Origin of the sequence: Mycolicibacterium llatzerense (genome assembly GCF_025331195.1) — a bacterium.
Lineage (GTDB): Bacteria > Actinomycetota > Actinomycetes > Mycobacteriales > Mycobacteriaceae > Mycobacterium > Mycobacterium llatzerense.
This window is the reverse complement of the sequence record NZ_LXOV01000014.1, coordinates 367,565-389,148: the sequence shown is the minus strand read 5'-3', so window position 1 is coordinate 389,148 and position 21,584 is coordinate 367,565. Positions and strand designations below refer to the sequence as shown.

The window sequence follows — 21,584 nt, the reverse complement described above, 5'->3', positions numbered from 1 at the left end:
GTCACCGCCTCGTCCGGCCGGTGGATCGGCGGTGTGAACGGTTGGCCAGACCGTGCTCGCTCACTTTGGCTTCCGCTGCTTCATACGCGTCGACGATTTCCGCAACCAGCTTGTGCCGCACCACATCCGCACTGGTGAGTTCGGCGATGTGAATGTCGTCGATGCCGTCGAGCACCTCGACGGCCGTCCGCAGCCCCGACCTCGATCCGCCCGGCAGATCGACCTGAGTGACGTCACCGGTCACGACGATCTTGGACCCAAAACCCAAGCGGGTCAGGAACATCTTCATCTGTTCGGCGGTGGTGTTCTGCGCCTCGTCGAGGATGATGAAGGCGTCATTCAACGTCCTCCCCCTCATATATGCCAGCGGCGCAACCTCGATCACCCCGGCTGCCATCAGCTTCGGGATCATCTCCGCGTCCATCATGTCGTGCAGCGCGTCGTACAGCGGCCGCAGATACGGGTCGATCTTCTCGTTCAGGGTGCCCGGCAGGAAGCCGAGGCGCTCCCCCGCTTCGACGGCGGGCCGCGTCAGGATGATCCGGCTGACCTGCTTGGTCTGTAGAGCGCTGACGGCCTTGGCCATTGCCAGATAGGTCTTGCCGGTACCGGCGGGGCCGATGCCGAAGACGACGGTGTGAGCGTCGATCGCGTCGACGTAGCGCTTCTGGTTGAGCGTCTTGGGCCGAATCGTCTTGCCGCGCCGCGACAGGATGTCCAGCGTGAGTACCTGCGCGGGCGACTCGGTGTCGGCACCGTCGAGCATGCCCACGCTGCGGCGCACGACGTCCGGGGTCAGCGACTGCCCGCCTGCGGCGATCGCGATCAGCTCACTGACGACGCGCTCGGCCATCGCCACTTCAGCGGGCCGGCCGGATATCGACAGCGAATTGCCGCGGACGTGGATGTCGGCCGCCAGCAGGTTCTCCAGGGCACGCAGATTCTCGTCGGCTGAGCCGAGCAGGCCCACCACAAGATCAGGCGGAACAGTGATGCTGCTTCGAACCGACGGGTCGAGCTCCGAGGAGCGCGACGAGGCGGCGTTCGTATCGCGGGGCGTCACGTGGTTTTCGATGCCTGCTTTCTTGGGTCGAGCTGAGAAGCACATTCTACCGCCGGGCCGATGGCACGCCCAATGAGTTGGCTGGTCACGCAACCGCGGGCGGTACCTTTCCGGTACCGCCCGCGGGGCCTGAGTAGTTGTGGTCGCCGATTACCGACTCTGGTGGACGTTGGTGTCGACCTTGGGCGACTTGGCGCCCTGGTGGACGTCATCCAGCCAGTTCAGGTGATCAACTCCCGTCGGCACCATCGTTGCCTGCACTCCTGTCGGTGCCGGGCCGGTGGCTGCAACGGCGGGAACGGCGAACCCCATGGCACCGGCGACCAATCCGCCGGCGATAACTGCTGCAATTCCGAAATTCTTCATGGTGAGTTCCCCTTCACGTCTTCTGTCCGTCTTTGTCGCCTTGCGGCCTGTGCCGCTGTGACATTTATGTAAACAGGCAGGTCAAGGGATTAATTCCGCTGGCAGGAAATTGTTGTTTCCTGGCAGGAATTGCTGTGCCCCAGGCCACACGATCCGGCCCGTCCCGTCGCGCCGCGGAGTTCCGAATTAGCGCAATGGAGGGGCTGGGGCCGCTGTTAGGCTCGAATTCACCGGCGAGGGTCCGCTGGTGCGATGAGGAATCGGGGAGGGTTTCTGCATGAGTCGGCGTAGCCATGGCGGTGGCAATCACGGCGGATCGCATAATCCGCCGTCGCCGAGCCACCGGCGGGGCGACGACCACAACGGCCACAACCGACGGGGCGACGATCACGACGGCGGCGACAAGCCGAGCCTCGGCGAGAAGATCAACGACATCCTCGACAAGGCCAACGATGTCCTCGACACCGCCACCGACATCGCGGACAACGTCAAGAAGCTGATGGAAGGCGACCCGATGGGCGTCGTCGGGCTGCTCAGCGACGCGGGCGACGTCGCCAAGATGCTGATGCCCGAGGCCGCGGCGACCCCCATCATCGAGGGCGGACTGTTCGCGTTGGACCTCGCAGGACTCGGCTTCGGCATCGGCGATCCCGACGTCGGCGAATCATTCTCCGACGGCGCCGAGCTCTTCCAGGCCGCGGGCGACGGACTCAGCGGCGCCTATCCCAACGCGTGGCACGGCACCGGCTCGTCTGCGTACTCCAACCGGAACGCCGAGCAGATCGGCAGCGCCGAACAGTTGCTGCAGGCCGATAATCTCGTCGTCGAAATCCTGAGCGCCGAAGCCGATCAGGTGGTCGCCGGCCGCGAGCAGATGGACAACATAGCTACCGGCCTCGGCGCGATGATCCCCGTCTGCCTGGCGCTGGAGGCGACGGTCATCGGCGCCCCCGAGTCGCTGGCGCTACAGGCCGCGTCCGTCGCCGTCGCCGCAGCGGCCTCCGCCCTGGTCATGAACAACATGATGGCTCAATCATCAAGCAACGCATCGAAACTGAGCCAGGCGACGAGCATGTACCAGAGCGCGTCGCACGCCCCACCGCTGAGCACCATGCCGCCGCCGGCGAAAAAGCCGGGCGACGGACCAGATTTCGGCAACAGCGATCCCAATGCGCCCGGCAACCCGAACCAGCCGGGAAATCCGCCGGGAACGAATTCGCCGTACGGCCCGCCGACGGGCAATCCACCCAGTTCCGGCAATCCGACCGGTACAGGCACCGGAACGGGCACGGGCTCCGGCGGCGGCGGCAATGGATCCGGCGGCGGTTCGGGCTCCGGTGGTGGTTCGGGCTCCGGTGGTGGCGGCGGTACGCCGAGCATGCCAAAGATGCCTGAAATGCCCACGGCCCCAGCGGCATCGGGTGCGGGCACCGGCGCGGGTGCCGGCATGGGCGGTATGCCGTCCCTGCCGCAGATGGGCGGCGGCTCCGGCAGCGGAGGCGGCGGTCTCCTCGGTACTCTCGCCGGCCTCGCAGGACAGGCCGCGCAAACCGCGACGCAGGCCGCTCAGGCTGCGCAGCAGGGCAAGCAGGATTCGAACGCGCAGGATCCCAACGCGCTCGGCGAGGACAAAGACGGAGACGGCAAGCCGGACGATCCGGCCGCCGACCCCAATGCCCAACCCGCGGAAGAGAATCCGCCGGGCGCCGCAGCCGGGACCGACTCCCCCGCGGGACGTGCGCCCATCCAGGTGTCGTTCGACGACGGCACCCATCACGTCGAGGTGGCCGTCGATCCCGACACCGCCAAAGGCCCTGTCCACGTGAGCCTCGACCCGGCGAATCCCACTGCGCCACCGCGCATCACGACCGAAATCTAGTTCTTAGCAAAGGAGCAACACATGAGCAGCAAGCTCAGCGTCGAGACCTCAGAATTGCGAGAGCTCTCCACCAAACAAGACGACGCTGCCGCCACGTTCAGCGCAGCGGGCAACACCACGTCGTACGTCGAGGTCAAGGTGCTCGCGACCCACGGGCCGCTGTGCATGTCGACGCAATCAGCCCTGAGCGCCGCGAACAACGCACGCAAGGCCGCCTGCGAGCAGATGATGAACAAGTCGCGCGACCTGGCCTCGAAGCTGACCACGGCCGCATCGCAATACGACCAGACGGATGCGCAGGAAGGCTCCAACCTCGGCAAGCAGATGCAGATCTGATCGATGTCAGACCATTCTTGGGACGACCACGACGACGAGCATCTCGCCGAACCCGAGGACTCGCTCGACTTTTTCGCCACCGACAGCAGTGACGACGCAGACCCGGACGACTCGGGCCTGGATCTGTTCGCGGCGTCGTACGACGAAGCACCCGGCGCGGCAGCTGAGACCGACTCGTACACGGCCGCGATGGAGCAAGCAGTCCCCTCGGTAGCGGACGCCGACGAAGATCAGGGTGACGAAGGTCCGCGCGTGGTGGTGTTCGCGGTGTCCGATCCCGCGGGCAACGTCACTGCCGAAGCGTCCATCGCCGGATCGATCCAGCGGATCAAACTGGCCCCGAAGGCCGCTTCCGTGACCGAGGCCGAGCTCGCCCGCAGCATCCTGGCGACCGCGAAGCTCGCCAACATGAAGGGCCGCGCGGTGCAACGCGCCCTCATGGAAGGCGTCCTCGCGGCCGAGGGCCTGGACGCGGAACGTGTCGAGACCATCATCGAGGCCAACGCGCCCGACCTGCCGACGCCGCGACAGGCCGACGCCGCGGTCGCCGAGGCCGAGGCGGCATACCTCCGCGGTGAGCATTGATCGTCGATGCAGCGGCCATGGACGAATACGGTTGGGTGGCTTAGATGTTCGGTGGACTCACTGACTTCCTGACCGACGTCGGACGCGGCGCGGCAAACGTCGTGAGCGGCGTCGACCACGTCGTCGATGAGGCCGGCCACGCTTTCGCCGAGGGCGTACAGACCTACACCCACACCCTCGGTGAGGTCGGCGAGAGTGTCCTCAACGGCGGCGAGAACCTGGTCGAAGGTCTGGTCGACGGGGTCAAAGACATCGTCGGAGCCGAACTCGGACTCCTCGGTGACGTCAACACCGCGATCATGGACGGTGTCATGGCGGTCGGCGGACTGGTCGCCGACGCGGCCGACATGGCCGGCAAGTTGTTCCAGATGGCCTCGTTCGAGACGCCGATCATTGCGCGTGGCCTGCAGGACCTCGAGAAGATGTCCAAGCAGCTGGGTACCGGCAAACCCGAAAGCGGCGAATCATTCACCACGGGTGCTCACGAATTGCAGTTAGCGATGACAACGCTCGACGGTGCAGTACCGGGGGACAGTTGGTCCGGCAGCGGCGCCGACGCCTACTCGGCCAAGAACAAGACCCAGGTCCAGCAGACCAAGGCTGTCGCCCAGACTGACGGCGCCGTCGCGAAAATCCTTGCCCGAGAAGCGGGACAGCTCGCGACGGCCCGCAAGCAGCTGAACGCGATCTCGACGATGCTGTCCCTGGCCATCCCGGGCGCAGTGATGTCGCTGCACATGGGCGACATCGTGGGCTGGCAGGTCAAACAGATCACCGCGGTGAATATCGCGATGGCCGCTGCCGGCCAGGTCATGAGCACGATGACGGCCAACGCCGCCACCAACGCAGCCGAAATGACCGCGGCCGCAAACGGTTATCAGGCCGCGGCGACCGCCACCACCGCACAAGCGCCGACGCCCCCGAACCCGGGTAAACCGCAGACCCCGCCCCAGGGGACCGATCCGAGTAACCCTCCGGGAACCACGCCCAGCGGCAACACCGGTACGGGTGGCAGCCAGGGCGGTGGCGGCGGGAACTCCGGCGGCGGTGGCAGCTCCGGCGGCGGAGGTGGGTCACCCAGCGCACCCAAGATGCCCGAAATGCCCAGCACCACAGGTGCATCCGGCGGGTCCGGCGGCGGTTCCCCGACGGGTGGCATGCCGTCCTCGGGTGGCTCGCCCTCAGGCGGCGGGTCCCCCTCCGGGGGCGGCGGTAGCGGAGCCGGCAGCGGGCTCGGCTCCCTGGGCCAACTGATCGGTCAGGCAATCCAGGCCGCTCAGGAGAAGAAGGACGACAAGACCAAAGAGAGCGAAGAGGGCCCGGCCGACGAAAAGGACAAGGACGGCAAGGACAAAGAGGGCGAAGAGGACAAGCCTGGCGAGGAGTCGACGGACCCGGCCGCTGCGCCCGAGGGCGCTGCCGCAGCCGACGGCGGCGCAGGACGCGCGCCGATCCACGTCTCGGTGGACGACGGTGTCCGCCGCGTAGAGTTCGACGTCCAGCCCGAGCAGGCCCAGGGCACTGTCCACGTCAGCCTGGATCCGGCCAATCTGGCTGCGCCGCCCCGCATCACCACCGAGACCTAAACCCGAGAGGACTGCATCATGACCAACCTGAAAGTCATCCCGGGCAAGCTGCGGGAGCTGTCCGGCAAACAGAGCGAAGCCGCCGCGCACTACCCCACCGCAAGCAGCGCCACCGCAGGCGCGGCCGCCAAGGTGACGTCGACGCACGGCACCATCTGCTCGGCGACGGCCACCGCCGTGACCACTGCCACGACCGCACGCACCACCGCATGCACCAACCTCCAGCGCATGGTGACGCAGACCGCCGAAGACCTGATGACCGCTGCCGGGCAGTATGAGCGGGCTGACGCCCAAGGCGGCGAGAACATCAACCGCACCCCGATGCCGCGCTGATCGACATGCCCGGTGACTGGGATGACCCCGACGAGGACGACGCCGGCTGGCCCGGCGAAGACCAGGCCGAAACTGCTTGGGTGCCAACGCAGTATGACGAGCCGGCGCGCGAGGACCGCTGGCTGCCCAGCGACGACGGTGACCAGCAGCCGCGGGTGGCGCAATACGAGCAGCCGGCGCCGGACACCACCCCGGTCCCCGCTGTCCCGGTCTGGGTGAATGTCTCCAATCCGGCCGGTTCGGTCACGGTGCAGGCCAGCACCGGCGGGCGTATCCAGCGCGTCGCGCTCTCCCCCGAAGTCGCCCGCATGCCGGAATCACAACTCGCGGACCAGATTCTGGCCACTGCCAGGCTGGCCAATCTGAAAGGCCGGGCGGTGCAGCACCTGTTGGTCGAACAGATGCTCACCTATCAGGGCCTGGATCGGGCCGCGGCCCGCGATTACATCGATCAGCAGATGCAGCTGCCGACGCCCGAACAGTCACTGGCAGCCGAGGCCGACGCACGCGCCCGGTACCTGCGCGGCGAGTACTAGACCTGCCAGCGCGGCGTCAGCACGCCCAAGGCGCCCAACGCGACCGCGGCCGCGGTCGACGTCCGCAGCACCGATGGTCCCAGGCGAACGGCGATCGCACCGGCGGCAACCAGCGCCGCCACCTCGCCGTCGGTGATGCCGCCTTCCGGTCCGACGATCAGCGTCACAGCCGCGGTGGACGGCGAAATCACTTCGCGCAGAGCAACGTCCGCCGACTCGTGCAGGACCACGGTGACGCCGGTACCGATCGAGGCGACCAACTCGGCGGTCGATACCGGGCCGCTGACCGACGGTATGTATGGCCGCCGCGACTGCCGCGCCGCCGACCGGGCGACCGCGCCCCAGCGCCGTAAACCCTTCTCCGCCTTGGCCGCACCGTCCCAGCGCGCGACGCACCGCTCGGACTGCCATGCCACGAAAGCGTCGGCGCCGGCCTCGGTGGCCAATTCGATGGCCAGCTCGGAACGTTCTGATTTGGGCAGGGCCTGCACCACGGTCACCGTCGGCGCCGCGGCCGGGATCTCGGTGACCGACAGCACCCGCGCCGTCAGCCGGCCCTTCACCGCGTCCTCGATCACGCAGTGCGCCAACGTCCCTGCCCCGTCGGACAGGTCGAGTTCCTCGCCGGGACGGATGCGTCGCACCGTCGCCGCGTGGAATCCCTCGTCGCCGTCGACGACGGCAAGCCCGCCGACCTCCGGTACCGCGTCGACGTAGAACAGCGCCCGGCTCACCAGCAGCCCCGAAGGCTAACGGCCGCTGAAGGTTTCGCGCAGGCGGCTGAACAGTCCGCCGCCGCCGCCGGCGACGGACTGCGTGGACCGCACCTCGGTGACGTCCCGGGTCCGCTGCTCCTTGAACTTGCGCAGCAGGTCCAGATCCCGGTTGTCCAGGCGGGACGGCACCACCACATCGATGTGCGCGTGCAGGTTGCCCCGGACCCCGGACCGCAGGTGCGGCATGCCGTGGCCGCGCAGCGTGGTGATCGAACCGGGCTGGGTGCCCGGTGCGATGGTGATCTCGGTCGGCCCGTCGAGGATGGCGTCGACGCTGACGGTGGTGCCCAGCGCGGCGTCGACCATCGGCACCGAGACGGTGCAGTGCAGGTCGTCGCCGTCCCGGAGGAACAGCTCGTGCGCCTGCTCGTGCACCTCGACATACAGGTCGCCGGCGGGTCCACCGCCCGGGCCGACCTCGCCCTGGGCCGCCAGGCGCACCCGCATGCCCTCACCGACACCGGCCGGAATCTTGACGCTGACGTCGCGCCGCGCGCGCACACGGCCGTCGCCGCCGCAGCGATGGCACGGGTCGGGAATGACCTCACCGACACCGCCACACACCGGGCAGGGACGCGACGTCATCACGTTGCCGAGCAGCGACCGCTGGACCGTCTGCACCTCACCCTGACCGTGGCAGGTATCACACCGGGCCGGCTGGGAATTCCCGTGCGTGCCCTTGCCCTGGCACAGGTCGCACAGCACAGCGGTGTCGACGGTGACCTGCTTGGTGACACCCGTCGCACATTCCTCGAGGTCCAGCCGCAGGCGCAGCAGCGAGTCCGAACCCGGGCGCACCCGGCCGATCGGACCGCGCGAGGACGCACCGCCACCGAAGAACGCCTCGAAGACGTCGCCGAGACCGCCGAAACCGGCGAAGCCCCCGGCACCACCGCCGCCTCCGGCGCTCCCCATGGGGTCACCACCGAGGTCGACGATGCGCCGCTTCTCCGGGTCGCTGAGGACCTCGTAGGCGGTGCTGATCTCGGCGAACCGTGCCTGTGCGCCCTCATCGGGATTGACGTCGGGGTGCAGCTCCCGGGCCAGCCTGCGATAGGCCTTCTTGATCTCCGAGTCGCTGGCGCCCTTGCTCACGCCGAGCAGGCTGTAGTAATCGCGTGCCACGCCTAAGAACCTTGCCTAATCTCTCGAACCGCTGTGCACCCTCACCGGGTGCCCAGGACCTCGCCTATGTACCGGGCAACGGCCGCGACGTTGGCGATGGTCCCCGGATAGTCCATCCGGGTAGGACCCACCACGCCCATACCGCCGTAAACCTTGCCCAAGCTGCCGTAGGCGGTGCTCACGACTGATGTCCCTGCCATCTGCTCGGCCTCGGTTTCGTGGCCGATGCGTACCGTGACTTTACCTGCCTCCTGCTGGGCAGCCAGCAACCGCAGGACCACGACCTGCTCCTCCAGCGCCTCGAGCACCGACCGCAGGGACCCACCGAAATCGGCCGTGTTGCGCGTCAGGTTGGCGGTACCGCCGAGCAACAGCCGCTCCTCCTGGTGCTCGACCAGGGTCTCGACCAGCACCGTCGCCGCGCGGCCCACTGCGTCGCCCAGGCCGCCGTGACCGTCCATCTGCGATGCCAGGTCGGCCACCGCGATCGACGCGGCCGACAGCAGTTTGCCTTCCAGCGCCGCGCCGAGCCGCTCCCGCAGCTGGCCCAGCTCATGCTCGCCGATGGCGTCGCCGAGTTCGACAACCCGCTGGTCAACGCGTCCGGTATCGGTGATGACGACCAGCAGCAGCCTGGCCGGGGTCAGCGCGACGACCTCCAGGTGGCGCACCGTGGACCGCGACAGCGTCGGGTACTGCACGATGGCGACCTGCCGGGTCAGCTGCGCCAGCAGCCGCACCGCGCGGCGCAGCACGTCGTCCAGGTCGACCCCGGACTCCAGGAAAGTCAGGATGGCGCGGCGCTCGCCCGACGACAGCGGCTTGACGTCGTCGATCCGGTCGACGAACTCGCGATAGCCCTTCTCCGTGGGCACCCGGCCCGAGCTGGTGTGCGGCTGGGTGATGTAGCCCTCGGCCTCCAGCACGGCCATGTCGTTGCGCACCGTGGCGCTCGAAACGCCCAGGTGGTGACGCTCGACGAGCGTCTTGGAGCCGATGGGCTCCTTGGTGGAAACGAAGTCGGCAACGATGGCGCGCAGCACCTCAAAGCGACGGTCGTCGGCACTTCCCATTCGCTACCTCCGGATTCCCCGCCATTTTACGGTGACGATGGATTTGGGCGGGCGTCAGAGGCCATCTGGTGGTTGGATGCCTCGGCAAACCCCGAGTCGACCCGCTAGGGTCAGGTGTATGCCGACGCTGTCACCGCGGACCCGTTCGGCTCACGGGGAGCTTGCGGAGTGATCTACTCATGATTTTCAAAGGGGTACGCGACGGAAAGCCCTACCCGGAACATGGGCTGAGCTACCGCGAATGGGCCCAGATTCCACCGCGGCAGCTGCGTCTCGACGAAATCGTCACCACGACGACGGTGCTCGCCCTGGACCGGCTGCTGTCCGAGGACTCGACCTTCTACGGCGATCTGTTCCCGCATGCCGTGCGCTGGCAGGGCACCATCTATCTCGAAGACGGCCTGCACCGTGCTGTGCGCTCCGCGTTGCGGAACCGCGTGGTGCTGCATGCCCGGGTGTACGACATGGATGTGCCACTGTCGCAGCAGATTTCGCCGACCGGCGTGTGAGCTCGCGCTAGCGCAGGTACATACCGGCCAGCACGATGAGCACCAACGCGACGAGCCCGATCCCCATGCACATCAACGCCGTGACGACGCGATCGCGGGCGCTGCCGCCCAGCCGGTAGGTGCCGCGAAACAACAGGGACATTCCGATACTGGCGGCCCGCCAGCCCGTGGAATTGCCGTTGGGCGGCTCGGCCTGCTGCGGGTAGCCGTAGGGCTGTTGGTACCCGTACGGCTGCGGGTAGCCCGGCTGCTGGTACGGCGGCTGCGGGTAGCCCGGCTGCGCGTACGGGTACGGGTACTGCTGCTGCTGCTGCTGCTGCGGATTCGGATAGCCCTGCGGCGGCGGATACGGCCCCGGCGGTGGTTGTTGCTGCGGATACCGAGGATCGGGATACGTCATTGCTGCACTCCCCCTGGTCAGCTTTGGCTATCGCGACTCTACTCGGGCCCTCGAGCGTGGGGGTTGGCGCGGAAAATCGTCGCATTTTCCTCGTAATCCCCCACGCTCGAGGGAGCGGTTCAGCCGACCAGGGAGTCCCGCAACGTCTTGGGCCGGATGTCGGTCCAGGTCTCTTCGACGTAGGCCAGGCAGTCCGCGCGTGTGCTCTCGCCGAACACCACGCGCCAGCCGGCGGGCACATCGACGAACACCGGCCACAAGCTGTGCTGCTCTTCGTCGTTGATCAGGACGTAGAACGCGCCGTTCTCGTCATCGAACGGATTGCTGCTCATCGCTTCTCCTCGCGGATTGTGTGGAATATTCGGCACCCAGCACGCGGTCGCTGAGCAGACCGAGGCAGCTGAGGTTGGGGAAACCGGGGCCCTGGGTGAGCCAGGACAGGCTGGGCAGGAACAACTTCGGCGCGACGCCCGTGACCGCGAGGTCGTAGCCGATGGACCGCTGCAGCGAGTCGGACGACAGCGGCGCACCGATGCCCAGCTCCAGTACGTCCAGTGCGTCCTGGCTCAGCAGCGGCGTGAACCACATGGCATCGGCACCGGAACCGTCGATCACCAGGTCGAAGCCGTGCACCGTCTCCAGGCTGCCGGACTCGCGTTCGGTCTGCAGGGTCAACCGGATTCGGTCTTCCCGCGGCACCGCATGGGCGACCCGGCCGCGCAGATGCCGGATGCGGTCGTCGGCCAGGAGCGAATCCTGCACCCGGGCGGAGAACACGCCACGGTCGGTGCGGGCCATGGCATCTCGGCGCTCGGAGACGCTGAGCCCGGCCCAGCCGGTCGGGTCGGAGAACAGAGTGTTCTCGAAGTAGCCCTCGCCGCGGGTGAACAGGGTGACCCCCGGGGAGATCACCGTGATGGTCGAAACCCGGTGCGAGAACAGCTCATCGAGCATGGTGGCGGCCGTCTCGCCGCCACCGATGACGGCGACCCGCTCGGCGTTGATGCGCTCGTCCTGGGCCACGCGATGCCAGAACTGGGCGATCGACAGCACCCGCGGGTGTCCCGGCAGGATGGACCGCTCGGCCTGTCCGGGCCCGGTGATCATCACGCCGTCGGCGCGGACCTGCTGATCGCGGCAGTGCAGCACCCATTGGTCGCCATCCACCGACAGTTGCGTGACCTCGCCCGTAACCACCTGCATGGCAACGCTTTCCGCCACCCACGCCAGGTACTGGCTCCAGCGCCGGTGGGTGGGCGCGGGCCGTCCGCGGTCGATCCATTCGGCGAACTGCCCCGTCGAGATCAGGTACGACTGCCAGCTGTGCCGCATCATCCGTTCGTCGAGCTCGACATTGCGGCGCGGCACCAGCGCGGACCGGTACGGGAATCCGACGTCCTTCTCGGGCCCGGTACCCAGCCGGTGCCGGCCGTCGGTCCAGCCGCCGGCGGCCTGCCAGTTGGCGCCCACGCCAAGGCGTTCCACCGCGATGATGTCGGGCGCGTCCACGCCCATCGCCCGCAGTTCGGCGGCCTTGGCGGCCACGGCGACGGCTTTGGCGCCGGCGCCGATGACGGCCAATGTGTTTCTTGTCTCGGTCATTTCACCACTTCCCTGAGCTGCGATTCCCACAGCTGCTGCAATTCGGCAATGTCGTCTGCGCTGAGAATGTCTGGCACCGTGCGCCATTGGACACCGAGCATCGTGGTCCCCCCGTGGTCGATGATCCCGGCCATCAAGGTCAGCTCGTGGTGCACCGCGTAGTTCGGCTCGGGTACCGGTGACGCGCCGGCCAGCAGTGCACCATCGAGCTGCATCGCATCACCGCTTGCCCCGAGGTGCACTCGGCCCAGGTAGTTCAGCAGCACCTGAGGTTCCGGGTAGGCCGACAACCGCTCCGCGGTGTCCGCGCGCAGATACCGCAGTAGCCCGAAGTCGATGCCGTGGCCCGGGACCGCGGCGATCTCGACGCTGACCTCGTGTGCCGCTTCGGAGCTGATCCGCACCGGGTAGATGGCACTGAGCAAGCCGACGGTGTCACCGGTGTCGACGTCATCCGACACCACGGAGTCTGCGCGGCCATGGGTCTCCAGAGCCAGCAGCGGAGCCGGGGTGTCCTGTCCGCGGCGCTGCCGCCAGCGGGTCACTGTGCGCGCGGTCGCGGCGGCCAGCAGATCGGTGACCGGTTGACCCGCCGCAAGCACTCGCGCGGCCAGCTCCGGGTCGATGATCGCCATGGCGACCACCACGTCTGCGGCGCAGTCCGTCTCGGGCTGCACCCGGCGGCTGCCGAGCTGCGGATCGGGGCCGGCGACCTGCGCCTCCCAGAAGTCCACGGTGTCGAGGCGTTGCGCTCGTTCGACGACCAGTCGGGACCACGCCCGATAGCTGGTGTGTTCGCGGATGGCGGCGGGTTCGGCACCAGAGGTCAGTGCGTGCCAGCCGTTCTCCAACTCGCCGAGCACAATTCGCCAGGATGCCGGATCGACGGCCAGCACGTGCGCACTGAGGACCAACACCTTGTCGCCGGACTCGGTGTGTATCAGCACCGCCTGCAGCAGGCGTCCCTGCTCCGGGTCGAGCCGTTCGACCGCGAGATCGGTCTGCTCGGCGACCGCGGCCACGACGTCGCCGTCGACGGTGATCTCGGACAAGATGTCCCCCACCGGATGGTCGACCAGGGTCATCGTGGCCCGGTCCAGGCGGCTGCGCAGGGCCGGGTGTGCGGCGATGACGTTGTGCAGCAGCAGGGTCAGTTGCTCGGCGGTGATGGCGTCCGGCAGTCGCAGTGCCTGGGTCTGGGCCAGTCGCCGGCCGTCGCCGTATTGGTACAGCCAATGCACGTTGGGCAGCACCGGTACGGGGCCGGCCTCCTCGGCCACGGTGGCGGCCAACTCGTTCTCGGCGTCCAGTTCGTCGGCCAGTTCGCGAATGCTGGTGCAGTCCAGCATCATCCGCGCACGCAATGCCAGTCCGCGGCGGCGTGCGGCCTGTACCACCGACAGCGCGACGATGCTGTCGAGCCCCAGATCGAGGAAATCGGCGGTGACGTCGAGCCCGGACGGCTCCGCCACACCGAGGACCTCAGCGAACAGCTCGGCCACGGCCAGTTCGGTAGCAGAGGCCGGAGCGGCCGTCTGCCCGGCGCCGGCTGCGGCGTCGATCGCGGCCAACGCGGCGTCGTCCACCTTGCCGTTGACGGTCAGCGGAATCTCGTCGACGGCGATGATGTGGTGCGGCACCAGGTATCTCGGCAGCCGGGACGCCAGCATCCGCCGCAACTCGGCGACCGTTGCCACCCCGGCGACGTAGGCGACCAGCCGTGGCCCGCTGCCGTGCCGCCGGACGGTGACGTGCGCGTGCCGCACCCCTGGGTGCGCGTGCAACACCGCGGCGACCTCGCCGGGTTCCACCCGGAAGCCACGGATCTTCACCTGATCGTCGGAGCGCCCCTGGAACTGCAGTCCGCCGGTGGCGGGATCGCGGCGCACCACGTCGCCGGTGCGGTACATCCGGGTGCCGGGCACGAACGGATCGGCGACAAATCGAGCGGCGGTCTCGCCGGCGCGGCCCAGATAGCCGCGCGTGAGCTGTTCACCGGACAGGTACAGCTCACCGGTGACACCGTCCGGCACCGGCCGAAGCCAGGCGTCCAGGACGTAGGCGCGTGTGGAAGTGGTCGGGTGCCCGATGGACGGCGCGTCGTGCTCGGTGAATGCGGCCACGACGGCTTCGACCGTGGTTTCGGTTGGGCCGTAGCAGTTGTAGGCCGACATGCCGGTGCGGTCGCACTCGGCGCGGATGGCCGCCCACGCGTTCGGGTCGACGGCTTCGCCGCCCAGCGCCAGCGCGGTCAGTGGCACGGTCGTCAGCAGGCCCTCGGCTTGCAGCTGGGTGAACATCGACGGCGTGGTGTCGATCAGGTCGACGCCGTACTGCCCGATGGTCGCCACCAGCGCCTCGGCATCGCGCTGCACCTCATCACCGACGATGTGCAGGCCGTGGCCGTCCAGCAGCGCGGCCAGCGGCTGCCAGGCCGCGTCGAAGGTGAACGACCACGCGTGCGCAACCCGAAGTGGCCGACCCGTTTTCGCCACCGCAGGGTGCAACACTCGAGCGGCATGATCGGCGGCGTACGCCAGCACCGCGGCATGCGTGCCGATCACGCCCTTGGGCTTGCCCGTGGTACCCGACGTGAACACGATGTAGGCACCCTGGCCGGGATGTGTTGGCACCGGCTCGAATTCGCCGAGGGGAGTACTGCCCGCGGCGGTCAGCAGGGCGTCGTCCACCACGATCGATGCATTGGTCTGGCCCAGGATCTCTTCGATCCGGTCGGCGGGCATCGACGGATCCAGCGGCACGATCAGACCGCCGGCCTTGAGCACGCCGAGCATCGCAACCACGTAGTCGGGGCCCCGGCGCAGCAGTATCGGCACCGGCGTCTCGGTCACGACGCCGCGGCGCCGCAGTTCGGCGGCGACGTGGTCGGATGCTTCATCGAGACCGCGGAAGGTCAGTGCGCCGCCGTCGTAGGTCAGGGCCACCGACCCCGGCTTGCTGCGCGCCGCGGCGGTGAACTTCTCGTGGATGCCACCGGTTTCGGTGGTGGCCGGCGCGTCCGCCACGGCGGGCGCCGTCAGATGGATGCCGACGTCACGCAACGGCCGGTCCCAGCCGTCGACGAGCCGCTGCATCACCGCGAGCACCTGCCGGCCGAGACTCTCCGGCGAAAGCAGCCCGGTGGCACCATCTTTCGTCTCGACCAGAATGGTCAGTTCGCCGTCGGTCAGGTGCGCCGCGACGGTGATCGGGAAGTGCGCGAGGCTCTGCAGTGCCCGGGGCCGGAAGGTGGCTCCGCGAACCTCGAAGTCGCCGCTGCCGACCAAGGCACCCGGCGGGAAGTTCTCGTAGACCAGGAGGCTGTCGAACAGTTCCCCCACACCGCCGAGGGATCGGAGTTCGGTGTGCGTCAGGTAGCTGTGCTCCCGCAGTTCGGCGGCGTCCCGCTGCAGTGCCAGACACTGCTCGCCGACGCGCCGCAGCGGGTCCAGTCGGATCCGCAGCGGCACGGTGTTGATGAACAGCCCGACCATCGACTCGACGCCGGCCAGTTCTCCCGGCCGTCCCGAGACGGTGACGCCGAAGACCACGTCGCGCCGGTCGGTGAGCACCGACAGTATTGCCGCCCAGGCCATCTGGGTGAGCGTGTTGACCGTGACGCCGTGCGCCCGCGCAGCCTCGACCAGACGGTGCGTGTCCTCGCGGGATGCCTTGATCTCGGTGCTGTGCGGCAGATCGTCGCCGAGTTCGCCCGAGCCGAGCGCCGGAGCCAGCATGGTCGGGCCGTCGAGTCCGGACAGGTGCTGCTGCCAGAGCCGGCGGCTGGCCTCCGGGTCGCGGGCCGCGAGCCATCCGATGTAGTCGCGGTACGGGCGAGGTGCGGCGGGCAGCACCGTGATGTCGCCGCCGGCGGCGTACAGCGCGAGCAGTTCGCCGACGAACAACGGCAGCGACCAGCCGTCGATCACGATGTGATGCGCGACTACCGCGAAACGCCAACGCCGCTCCGGCATTTCGATGAGCAGGAAGCGGACGGCCGGGCCGCGCTCCAGGGCGAACGGACGGCGCCGTTCCCGCGCTTCGAGGTGGTCCGCATCTTCGGACGACTCGGCCGTGAGCTGCTGCCACGGCAGCTCGACGGCACTCGGAATCAACTGCACCGTCCGGGTTCCGGCCTGCACGAAGCTGGCCCGCAGGTTCGGATGCCGCACCAACAACGCTGCCGCGCAGTCCCGCAGGAGCGCCGCGTCGACGTCGCCATCGATGTCGGCCGACATCGCAATCAGGTACGGATCGTCCGCCTGATCGAGCTGGGCCATCGAGTACAGCCCGTGCTGCAGTGGGCTGAGTGCCAGCACGTCCTCGATGACCGGTGCCGGTTGCAGTGTGGTCACTGCGGCTCCTGCGACGCCGCGAACGACGCGGTCAACTCGGCCAGCTCTGCCGCGGACAGACCCGACACCGTCATCGGCGCGTGCTCGCGGTCCTCACCCTGTGCCCCAGGAGTTTCCGCGGACGACCGGGCGTCGATCGCCGCCGCCAACTCGTGGACCGTCGGGTACTCGAACACCATGCGAGCGGTCAGCTTCAGGCCCGTGTCGCGGCCCCGGGCCGCCAGCTGCACTGCCTTGATGCTGTCGCCACCCAGACTGAAGTAGTCGTCGTTGCGTCCGATCTCGGCGTCGGCGTCGAGCACCTCGGCCAGCAGGGCGATGAGGGCGCGTTCGGTGTCGGTGCGCGCAGGTTCCGCGACGGTTGTCCCGGTGCCGGCCGCGCGCAGCTGTACGGCTTCGATGCGCTCGAGCTGCCCGGTGGCCAGCCACCTGCCGCGTTCGCCGGTGGGTGTCGATTCCGAACCCGCCTGGTAGATGTCACCCACCACACCGACGCCCACAGGCTGACGCCACTCGTCGAGCACCAGCACCCCGTCGGTACCTTCGACCGCCTCATCGACACGCAGATCCCGCAAGCGCTGATCGGCGTTCTCGGCGATGCCGGTGATCACCCGGACCAGCCGATCAGCGAGCCGCTCCGCCGTCTGCCGCGTGTACAGATCGGTGCGGAAGATCAGGTGACCGCGGTAACCGTCCTGCGTGGCAAAGAAATTCACCGACAGGTCGGCATGCGCCACATCGAACGTCGGCTCCAGCGCGGTGAACGTGGTGTCGCCGTCGGCACGCGAATCGATGACGTGGTCGGTGGGCAGGTCTTCCCGCACGTGCACGACGACGCCGAACAGCGGGTTGCGCGACAACGACCGGGCCGGGCTGACCGCATCGACGACGTGATCGAACGGCAGGTCCTGATGCGCGTAGGCCGCCAGGGCGGTGTCCCGGGACCGGACCAGAATCTCGCGCAGGGTCGGGTCCCCGCTCAGGTCGTTGCGCAGCACGAGGATGTTGATGAAAAAGCCCACCAGCGCATCGAGTTCGGCTTCGGTGCGGCCTGCGACCGGGGTGCCGAGCGGAATGTCGAGCCCCTCGCCCGATTTCGCGAGCGCCACGGCCACCGCGGACTGCAGCAGCATGAAGTCGGTGATACCGAGCTCGCGGGTCAGCGCGGTCAGCTTGGCCCGAACATCGGGGTCGACGACGAACGGCACCGACGCGCCCTCACCCGAGAGCACCGGCGGCCGGGTGAAGTCGGGCCGCAGACCCGGGTCGGCGGCCGGCGCGGCGAGGTGGCCGCGCCAGTAATCACGTTGCTCCGCAAGCATTCCCGACTCATCGGACAGCAGGGTGGCCTGCCAGGCCGCGTAGTCCGAGTACTGGATCGGCAGCGGCGCGAACTCGGGAGCGCGGTGCTCGAGGCGAGCCCGGTACGCGGTGACCAGGTCGGTGAACAGCACGCCGGCCGACCAGTGATCGGCGGCGATGTGGTGCACCATGATCGACAGCACGTGCTGGCCCGGGATCGACAGCACCGCGGCCCGGATCGGCCACTGCGCCTCCAGATCGAACACGTACCGGCGTTCCTGGTCGAGTTCGGCCTGCAACCACTCCTCGTCGGCACCGCGGGCGCGGCGGACCGGCAGCGGCGCCGGGTCGTTCACGACCTGGTAGGGCACGCCGTCGATTTCGGTGTAGGTGGTGCGCAGCACCTCATGCCGCTCGACCAGATCACCGAGCGCGGCGACGAAGGCGTCGACGTCGCACGGGCCGGTGATCCGGGCCGCGAACGGGATGTTGTTGACCGGGCCGGGACCGTCGATGCGGTACTGGAACCATTGGCGCAGTTGCGATGCCGACATCTGGCGCGGGCCGGTGTGCTCGATCGCCAGCAGCGGCGGCCGGTTGTGCGGCGCCCCGGTGTCGACCCGAGCGGCGATCTCGGCGACGGTGCCCAGCTCGAACACCTCACGAACGCCGATCTCGGCGTTGCAGCGCGCCCGGATCGCGGCGACCAGTTTGGTGGCCAGCAGCGAGTGCCCGCCGAGTTCGAAGAAGGAGTCGTCGGCACCGATCTGGTCGACGCCGAGCAGGTCGGCAAACAGTTCGGCGACCTTCCGCTCGGTGTCGGTGGTCAGTTCACGGAAGGCGGTGCGGGACTGGATGTCCGGATCGGGCAGCGCGCGGCGGTCGATCTTGCCGTGCGCGGTGATCGGGATTTCGTCGAGCACGACGTAGCCGGCCGGCACCATGTACTCCGGCAGCGCTGCCGCCACTCGGGCCTTGATTCGTTGCACGTCAACCGATTCCAGGTCACCGCGCTCGGCCGGGGTGAGGTAGCCGACGAGGCTCTTGCCCAGCCCGGGCAGGTCGCTCGCCACGACGACGGCCTGGCCGACGCTGGGGTCCACCGCGATGGCGGCGGCGATCTCGCCGAGTTCGATGCGGAAGCCGCGGATCTTGACCTGCTCGTCGGCGCGGCCGACGAATTCGATGTCACCGTCGCTGTTCAGACGAGCCAGGTCACCGGAGCGGTAGAGCCGGCCACCCGCGGTGAACGGGTCGGCGACGAAGCGCTCGGCGGTCAGGCCGGGGCGCCGGTGGTATCCGTGCGCGACATGTGTTCCGCCGATGTAGATCTCGCCGATGACGCCGACCGGCACCGGCCGCAGGACATCGTCGAGCAGGTGCATCTGCGTGTTGATCTTCGGCTTGCCGATCGGCACGATGCGCGTGCCCTGCTTACCCTCGACGCGGTACCGGCTGGCATTGATGACCGTCTCGGTCGGTCCGTAGAAGTTGTGCAGCAGCGCGTCGAAGGTGGCGTGGAACTTGTCGGCCACCTCACCCGGCAGCGCTTCACCACCGATCGGCACGCGCTTGAGGCTGCGCCATTCGTTGACGCCCGGCAGGGATAGGAACAGCCCCAACAGCGACGGCACGAAGTGCATGGAAGTGATGCCCTCGCCGCGCAGCAGCTCGGTCAGGTACCCGATGTCGTTGAGGCCGCCCGGGCGCGGAATGACCAGGCGCGCACCGCACGCCAGCATGCCGAACACCTCGGCGATCGACACGTCGAAGCTCGGCGAGGCGACCTGCAGCAGCCGCTCGTCGGCGTCGATCTGGTACTCGTCGACGAACCACACGAAGTACTCGGCGACCGGACGGTGCGGCACCGGGACGCCCTTGGGCAGACCGGTCGAACCCGAGGTGTAGATCAGGTAGGCGGTGTTGCCCGCGGTGAGCGGCCGCACCCGATCTGCGTCGGTGGGGTTGTCCTCGCGCTGCCCCGAGAGGTCCGTGATCGGTTCGCGGATCACGAGTTTCGGATCGCAGTCACCCAGGATGAAGGACAGCCGGTCCTCCGGGTAGGTCGGATCGACCGGCAGGTACACGCCGCCGGCCTTGACGATGGCCAGTGCCGTGATCACCAGCGCGGGCGACTTCTCCAGCAGCACGGAAACCCGGTCTTCGGTGCCGATGCCCTGGCCGATCAGCCAGTGCGCCAACCGGTTCGCCTCTGCGTTGAGTTCGCGGTAGGTGTAGTACCGGCCCTCGTAGGCGACGGCAACCGACTCCGGGGTGCGCTCGGTCTGGGCCTCGATCAACGCGGCCAACGTGGTGTCCGGGGTGCTGAACTGCTCCCCGTTCGCCATCTGCCGCAGCCAGTCGGCGTCGTGGTCGTCCATCAGATCCAGCTCGGCCAGCGCCCGGGTCGGGTCGGCCAGTGCAGACTCCAGCAGCACCACGTAGTGCCGCAGCAGTTGGTCGGCCAGAGCGGCGTCGAGGATTTCGGTCAGGTACTCCGCCTCGACCACTGCCCCGTCGTCCTCGAACTCGACCATGAAGCCCAGCGGCAGCTGCGTCTGGTGGCCCCGGTATTCAGCCCGGCGGCAGGTGATGCCGGACGGGCAGAAGCCGCGGCCGTCGGCCTCGCGGGCGCCGAACGAGACCCGTGCCAGCCGCTCCACGCCGTGCCGGCGGTCCGGGTTGAGCTCGCGCACCACCCGGTCCAGGTTGATCTGCTGATGCGCGAAGGCGCCGTGGGTGGTGTCCTTGGCCTCGGTGACGAATTCGCCGAAACTCTGGCGTGATTCGGGGCGCAGCCGCAACGCCACCGTGTTGCCGTAGTACCCCAGTGCTTCCTCGGTGCCGCCGCTGCGGTTGAGCACCGGCGTCGCGACCAGGACATCGTCGGCGTGGGTGTAGCGGTGCAGCAAGGTGCCGAACGCCGCCAGCAGCACGGTGTACGGCGTGGATCCGGTCTGGCGAGCCAGCTCGGAAATCCGGGCCACGGTGTCGGCATCGATGCGCCGGGTGACGCGCTGCGAGCGGTGACCCGTCGGCACCAGGGAGCCGTGCGGGCCCGGAAGTTCCAGCGGCTCAGGCGGATCGGCGAGCACGCCGCGCCAGTACTCCAGGGCCTCGGTGTGGTCATCGGCGGGCACCGCCGCCGGAATCATCTCGGCCAGCTGCTCGCCGTCGTAAGCCCGCGTGAGATCGCCGAAGAACACCTGCCAGGACGCGTCGTCCCAGGCGATGTGATGTGCGGTGAGCAGCATGATGTGCTCGTCCGCCGCGGTGCGAATCAGGCTGATCCGCAAGGGCGATTCGATGTCGAGCTGGAACGGCGTGCCGAATTCCCGCTGTGCCAACACTTCGAGGCGCAGGGCGCGCGACGCTTCCGAGAGCTCGCTCAGGTCGTGGGTGCTCCAGCCCGGTGCCAACTGGTCGTGCACCGTCAGGCCGGGTTCGCCTGTCGCATCCGCCCGGTAGGTGGTGCGCAGTACCGCGTGCCGGCCGGCCACCGCGTTCACCGCAGCCTGCAGGCGCTGGTGGTCGAGTTCGCCGGTGATCGCGAAGGACACACAGACGTTGAGCAGGGCGCCCGCGGGTTCGGCGGTCTGCACGAACCACATCCGGCGCTGGCCGTCGGACAGCACCGGCACCACCGGCGCCCCATCGTTCGACTGCGTGTTGCCCTGGGACTGCAGGCCGCGCTCGGCCAGCTTGCGCCGCAACAGCTCCAGGCGAGCGTCTTCTGCCCGGATGTCGGTCTCGGTCAC

17 protein-coding genes are annotated in these 21,584 nt (G+C 68.5%); 7 read left to right on the top strand and 10 right to left on the bottom strand.

Annotated features, from left to right (window positions below; genetic code table 11):
- Window position 1: 1 nt before the first annotated feature.
- Window positions 2-1,063: a PhoH family protein gene (locus tag A7G45_RS22825; RefSeq protein ID WP_260940417.1), complete on the bottom strand. Its 1,062-nt coding sequence runs from the start codon at window positions 1,061-1,063 to the stop codon at window positions 2-4.
- 150 nt (window positions 1,064-1,213) lie between these two features.
- Window positions 1,214-1,429: a hypothetical protein gene (locus A7G45_RS22820; protein ID WP_043394126.1), complete on the bottom strand. Its 216-nt coding sequence runs from the start codon at window positions 1,427-1,429 to the stop codon at window positions 1,214-1,216.
- Between the two features lie 277 nt (window positions 1,430-1,706).
- On the opposite strand from A7G45_RS22820, the gene A7G45_RS22815 reads away from it, so the two are divergent.
- Genes A7G45_RS22815 through A7G45_RS22790 form a run of 6 tightly spaced genes read left to right on the top strand, consistent with a single transcriptional unit; the run spans window position 1,707 to window position 6,684 of the window.
- The gene (locus tag A7G45_RS22815; RefSeq protein ID WP_260940416.1) at window positions 1,707-3,308 is read left to right on the top strand and encodes an EspA/EspE family type VII secretion system effector; all 1,602 of its coding nucleotides are present in this window, start codon (window positions 1,707-1,709) and stop codon (window positions 3,306-3,308) included.
- A gap of 21 nt (window positions 3,309-3,329) precedes the next feature.
- Window positions 3,330-3,644: an ESX-1 secretion-associated protein gene (locus A7G45_RS22810; protein WP_043394130.1), complete on the top strand. Its 315-nt coding sequence runs from the start codon at window positions 3,330-3,332 to the stop codon at window positions 3,642-3,644.
- A gap of 3 nt (window positions 3,645-3,647) precedes the next feature.
- Window positions 3,648-4,229, top strand: coding sequence for a hypothetical protein (locus tag A7G45_RS22805; protein WP_260940415.1), 582 nt, complete (start codon window positions 3,648-3,650; stop codon window positions 4,227-4,229).
- 44 nt (window positions 4,230-4,273) lie between these two features.
- Window positions 4,274-5,815, top strand: a complete 1,542-nt coding sequence (locus tag A7G45_RS22800) for an EspA/EspE family type VII secretion system effector (RefSeq protein WP_260940414.1) — start codon at window positions 4,274-4,276, stop codon at window positions 5,813-5,815.
- 18 nt (window positions 5,816-5,833) lie between these two features.
- The gene (locus A7G45_RS22795; RefSeq protein WP_043394134.1) at window positions 5,834-6,148 is read left to right on the top strand and encodes a type VII secretion target; all 315 of its coding nucleotides are present in this window, start codon (window positions 5,834-5,836) and stop codon (window positions 6,146-6,148) included.
- A 5-nt stretch (window positions 6,149-6,153) separates the two neighbouring features.
- Entirely contained in the window at window positions 6,154-6,684 is a 531-nt protein-coding gene (locus tag A7G45_RS22790) for a hypothetical protein (protein ID WP_260940413.1), read from the top strand.
- Here the strand turns inward: A7G45_RS22790 and A7G45_RS22785 are convergent.
- The 3 genes from A7G45_RS22785 to hrcA are packed head-to-tail and all read right to left on the bottom strand — an operon-like array spanning window position 6,681 to window position 9,658.
- On the bottom strand, window positions 6,681-7,418 hold the full coding sequence (locus tag A7G45_RS22785; protein ID WP_260940412.1) for a 16S rRNA (uracil(1498)-N(3))-methyltransferase: 738 nt from the start codon (window positions 7,416-7,418) through the stop codon (window positions 6,681-6,683). The genes A7G45_RS22790 and A7G45_RS22785 overlap by 4 nt on opposite strands.
- Window positions 7,419-7,433: 15 nt before the next feature.
- Window positions 7,434-8,585, bottom strand: coding sequence for a molecular chaperone DnaJ (gene dnaJ / locus A7G45_RS22780; RefSeq protein WP_043394137.1), 1,152 nt, complete (start codon window positions 8,583-8,585; stop codon window positions 7,434-7,436).
- Window positions 8,586-8,626: 41 nt separating this feature from the next.
- Window positions 8,627-9,658 (bottom strand): heat-inducible transcriptional repressor HrcA, encoded by a 1,032-nt coding sequence (hrcA, locus tag A7G45_RS22775; RefSeq protein WP_260940411.1) that lies wholly within the window; start codon window positions 9,656-9,658, stop codon window positions 8,627-8,629.
- Window positions 9,659-9,837: 179 nt separating this feature from the next.
- Here hrcA and A7G45_RS22770 point away from each other — a divergent pair, with 179 nt between their 5' ends.
- On the top strand, window positions 9,838-10,167 hold the full coding sequence (locus A7G45_RS22770; RefSeq protein ID WP_043394140.1) for a type II toxin-antitoxin system VapB family antitoxin: 330 nt from the start codon (window positions 9,838-9,840) through the stop codon (window positions 10,165-10,167).
- Window positions 10,168-10,174: 7 nt separating this feature from the next.
- Here the strand turns inward: A7G45_RS22770 and A7G45_RS22765 are convergent, their stop codons facing one another.
- The 5 genes from A7G45_RS22765 to A7G45_RS22745 all read right to left on the bottom strand — a co-directional run bounded on the left by A7G45_RS22765 (window position 10,175) and on the right by A7G45_RS22745 (window position 21,584).
- Window positions 10,175-10,567, bottom strand: a complete 393-nt coding sequence (locus tag A7G45_RS22765; RefSeq protein ID WP_260940410.1) for a hypothetical protein — start codon at window positions 10,565-10,567, stop codon at window positions 10,175-10,177.
- Between the two features lie 119 nt (window positions 10,568-10,686).
- Window positions 10,687-10,899: an MbtH family protein gene (locus A7G45_RS22760; RefSeq protein ID WP_260940409.1), complete on the bottom strand. Its 213-nt coding sequence runs from the start codon at window positions 10,897-10,899 to the stop codon at window positions 10,687-10,689.
- Window positions 10,877-12,169, bottom strand: a complete 1,293-nt coding sequence (gene mbtG / locus A7G45_RS22755; RefSeq protein ID WP_260940408.1) for an NADPH-dependent L-lysine N(6)-monooxygenase MbtG — start codon at window positions 12,167-12,169, stop codon at window positions 10,877-10,879. The genes A7G45_RS22760 and mbtG overlap by 23 nt, the downstream gene beginning before the upstream one ends.
- Window positions 12,166-16,524 (bottom strand): non-ribosomal peptide synthetase, encoded by a 4,359-nt coding sequence (locus A7G45_RS22750; protein ID WP_260940407.1) that lies wholly within the window; start codon window positions 16,522-16,524, stop codon window positions 12,166-12,168. Before A7G45_RS22750 ends, mbtG begins: the two co-directional genes overlap by 4 nt.
- Window positions 16,521-21,584, bottom strand: coding sequence for a non-ribosomal peptide synthetase (locus A7G45_RS22745; protein ID WP_260940406.1), 5,064 nt, complete (start codon window positions 21,582-21,584; stop codon window positions 16,521-16,523). The genes A7G45_RS22750 and A7G45_RS22745 overlap by 4 nt, the downstream gene beginning before the upstream one ends.

Bases quoted from the DNA above. Each gene is read 5' to 3' on its own strand.
- A7G45_RS22820 (WP_043394126.1), bottom strand. From the start codon at position 1,429: ATGAAGAATTTCGGAATTGCAGCAGTTATCGCCGGCGGATTGGTCGCC.
- A7G45_RS22815 (WP_260940416.1), top strand. From the start codon at position 1,707: ATGAGTCGGCGTAGCCATGGCGGTGGCAATCACGGCGGATCGCATAAT.
- A7G45_RS22810 (WP_043394130.1), top strand. From the start codon at position 3,330: ATGAGCAGCAAGCTCAGCGTCGAGACCTCAGAATTGCGAGAGCTCTCC.
- A7G45_RS22805 (WP_260940415.1), top strand. From the start codon at position 3,648: ATGTCAGACCATTCTTGGGACGACCACGACGACGAGCATCTCGCCGAA.
- A7G45_RS22800 (WP_260940414.1), top strand. From the start codon at position 4,274: ATGTTCGGTGGACTCACTGACTTCCTGACCGACGTCGGACGCGGCGCG.
- A7G45_RS22795 (WP_043394134.1), top strand. From the start codon at position 5,834: ATGACCAACCTGAAAGTCATCCCGGGCAAGCTGCGGGAGCTGTCCGGC.
- A7G45_RS22790 (WP_260940413.1), top strand. From the start codon at position 6,154: ATGCCCGGTGACTGGGATGACCCCGACGAGGACGACGCCGGCTGGCCC.
- hrcA (WP_260940411.1), bottom strand. From the start codon at position 9,658: ATGGGAAGTGCCGACGACCGTCGCTTTGAGGTGCTGCGCGCCATCGTT.
- A7G45_RS22770 (WP_043394140.1), top strand. From the start codon at position 9,838: ATGATTTTCAAAGGGGTACGCGACGGAAAGCCCTACCCGGAACATGGG.
- A7G45_RS22765 (WP_260940410.1), bottom strand. From the start codon at position 10,567: ATGACGTATCCCGATCCTCGGTATCCGCAGCAACAACCACCGCCGGGG.
- A7G45_RS22760 (WP_260940409.1), bottom strand. From the start codon at position 10,899: ATGAGCAGCAATCCGTTCGATGACGAGAACGGCGCGTTCTACGTCCTG.
- mbtG (WP_260940408.1), bottom strand. From the start codon at position 12,169: ATGACCGAGACAAGAAACACATTGGCCGTCATCGGCGCCGGCGCCAAA.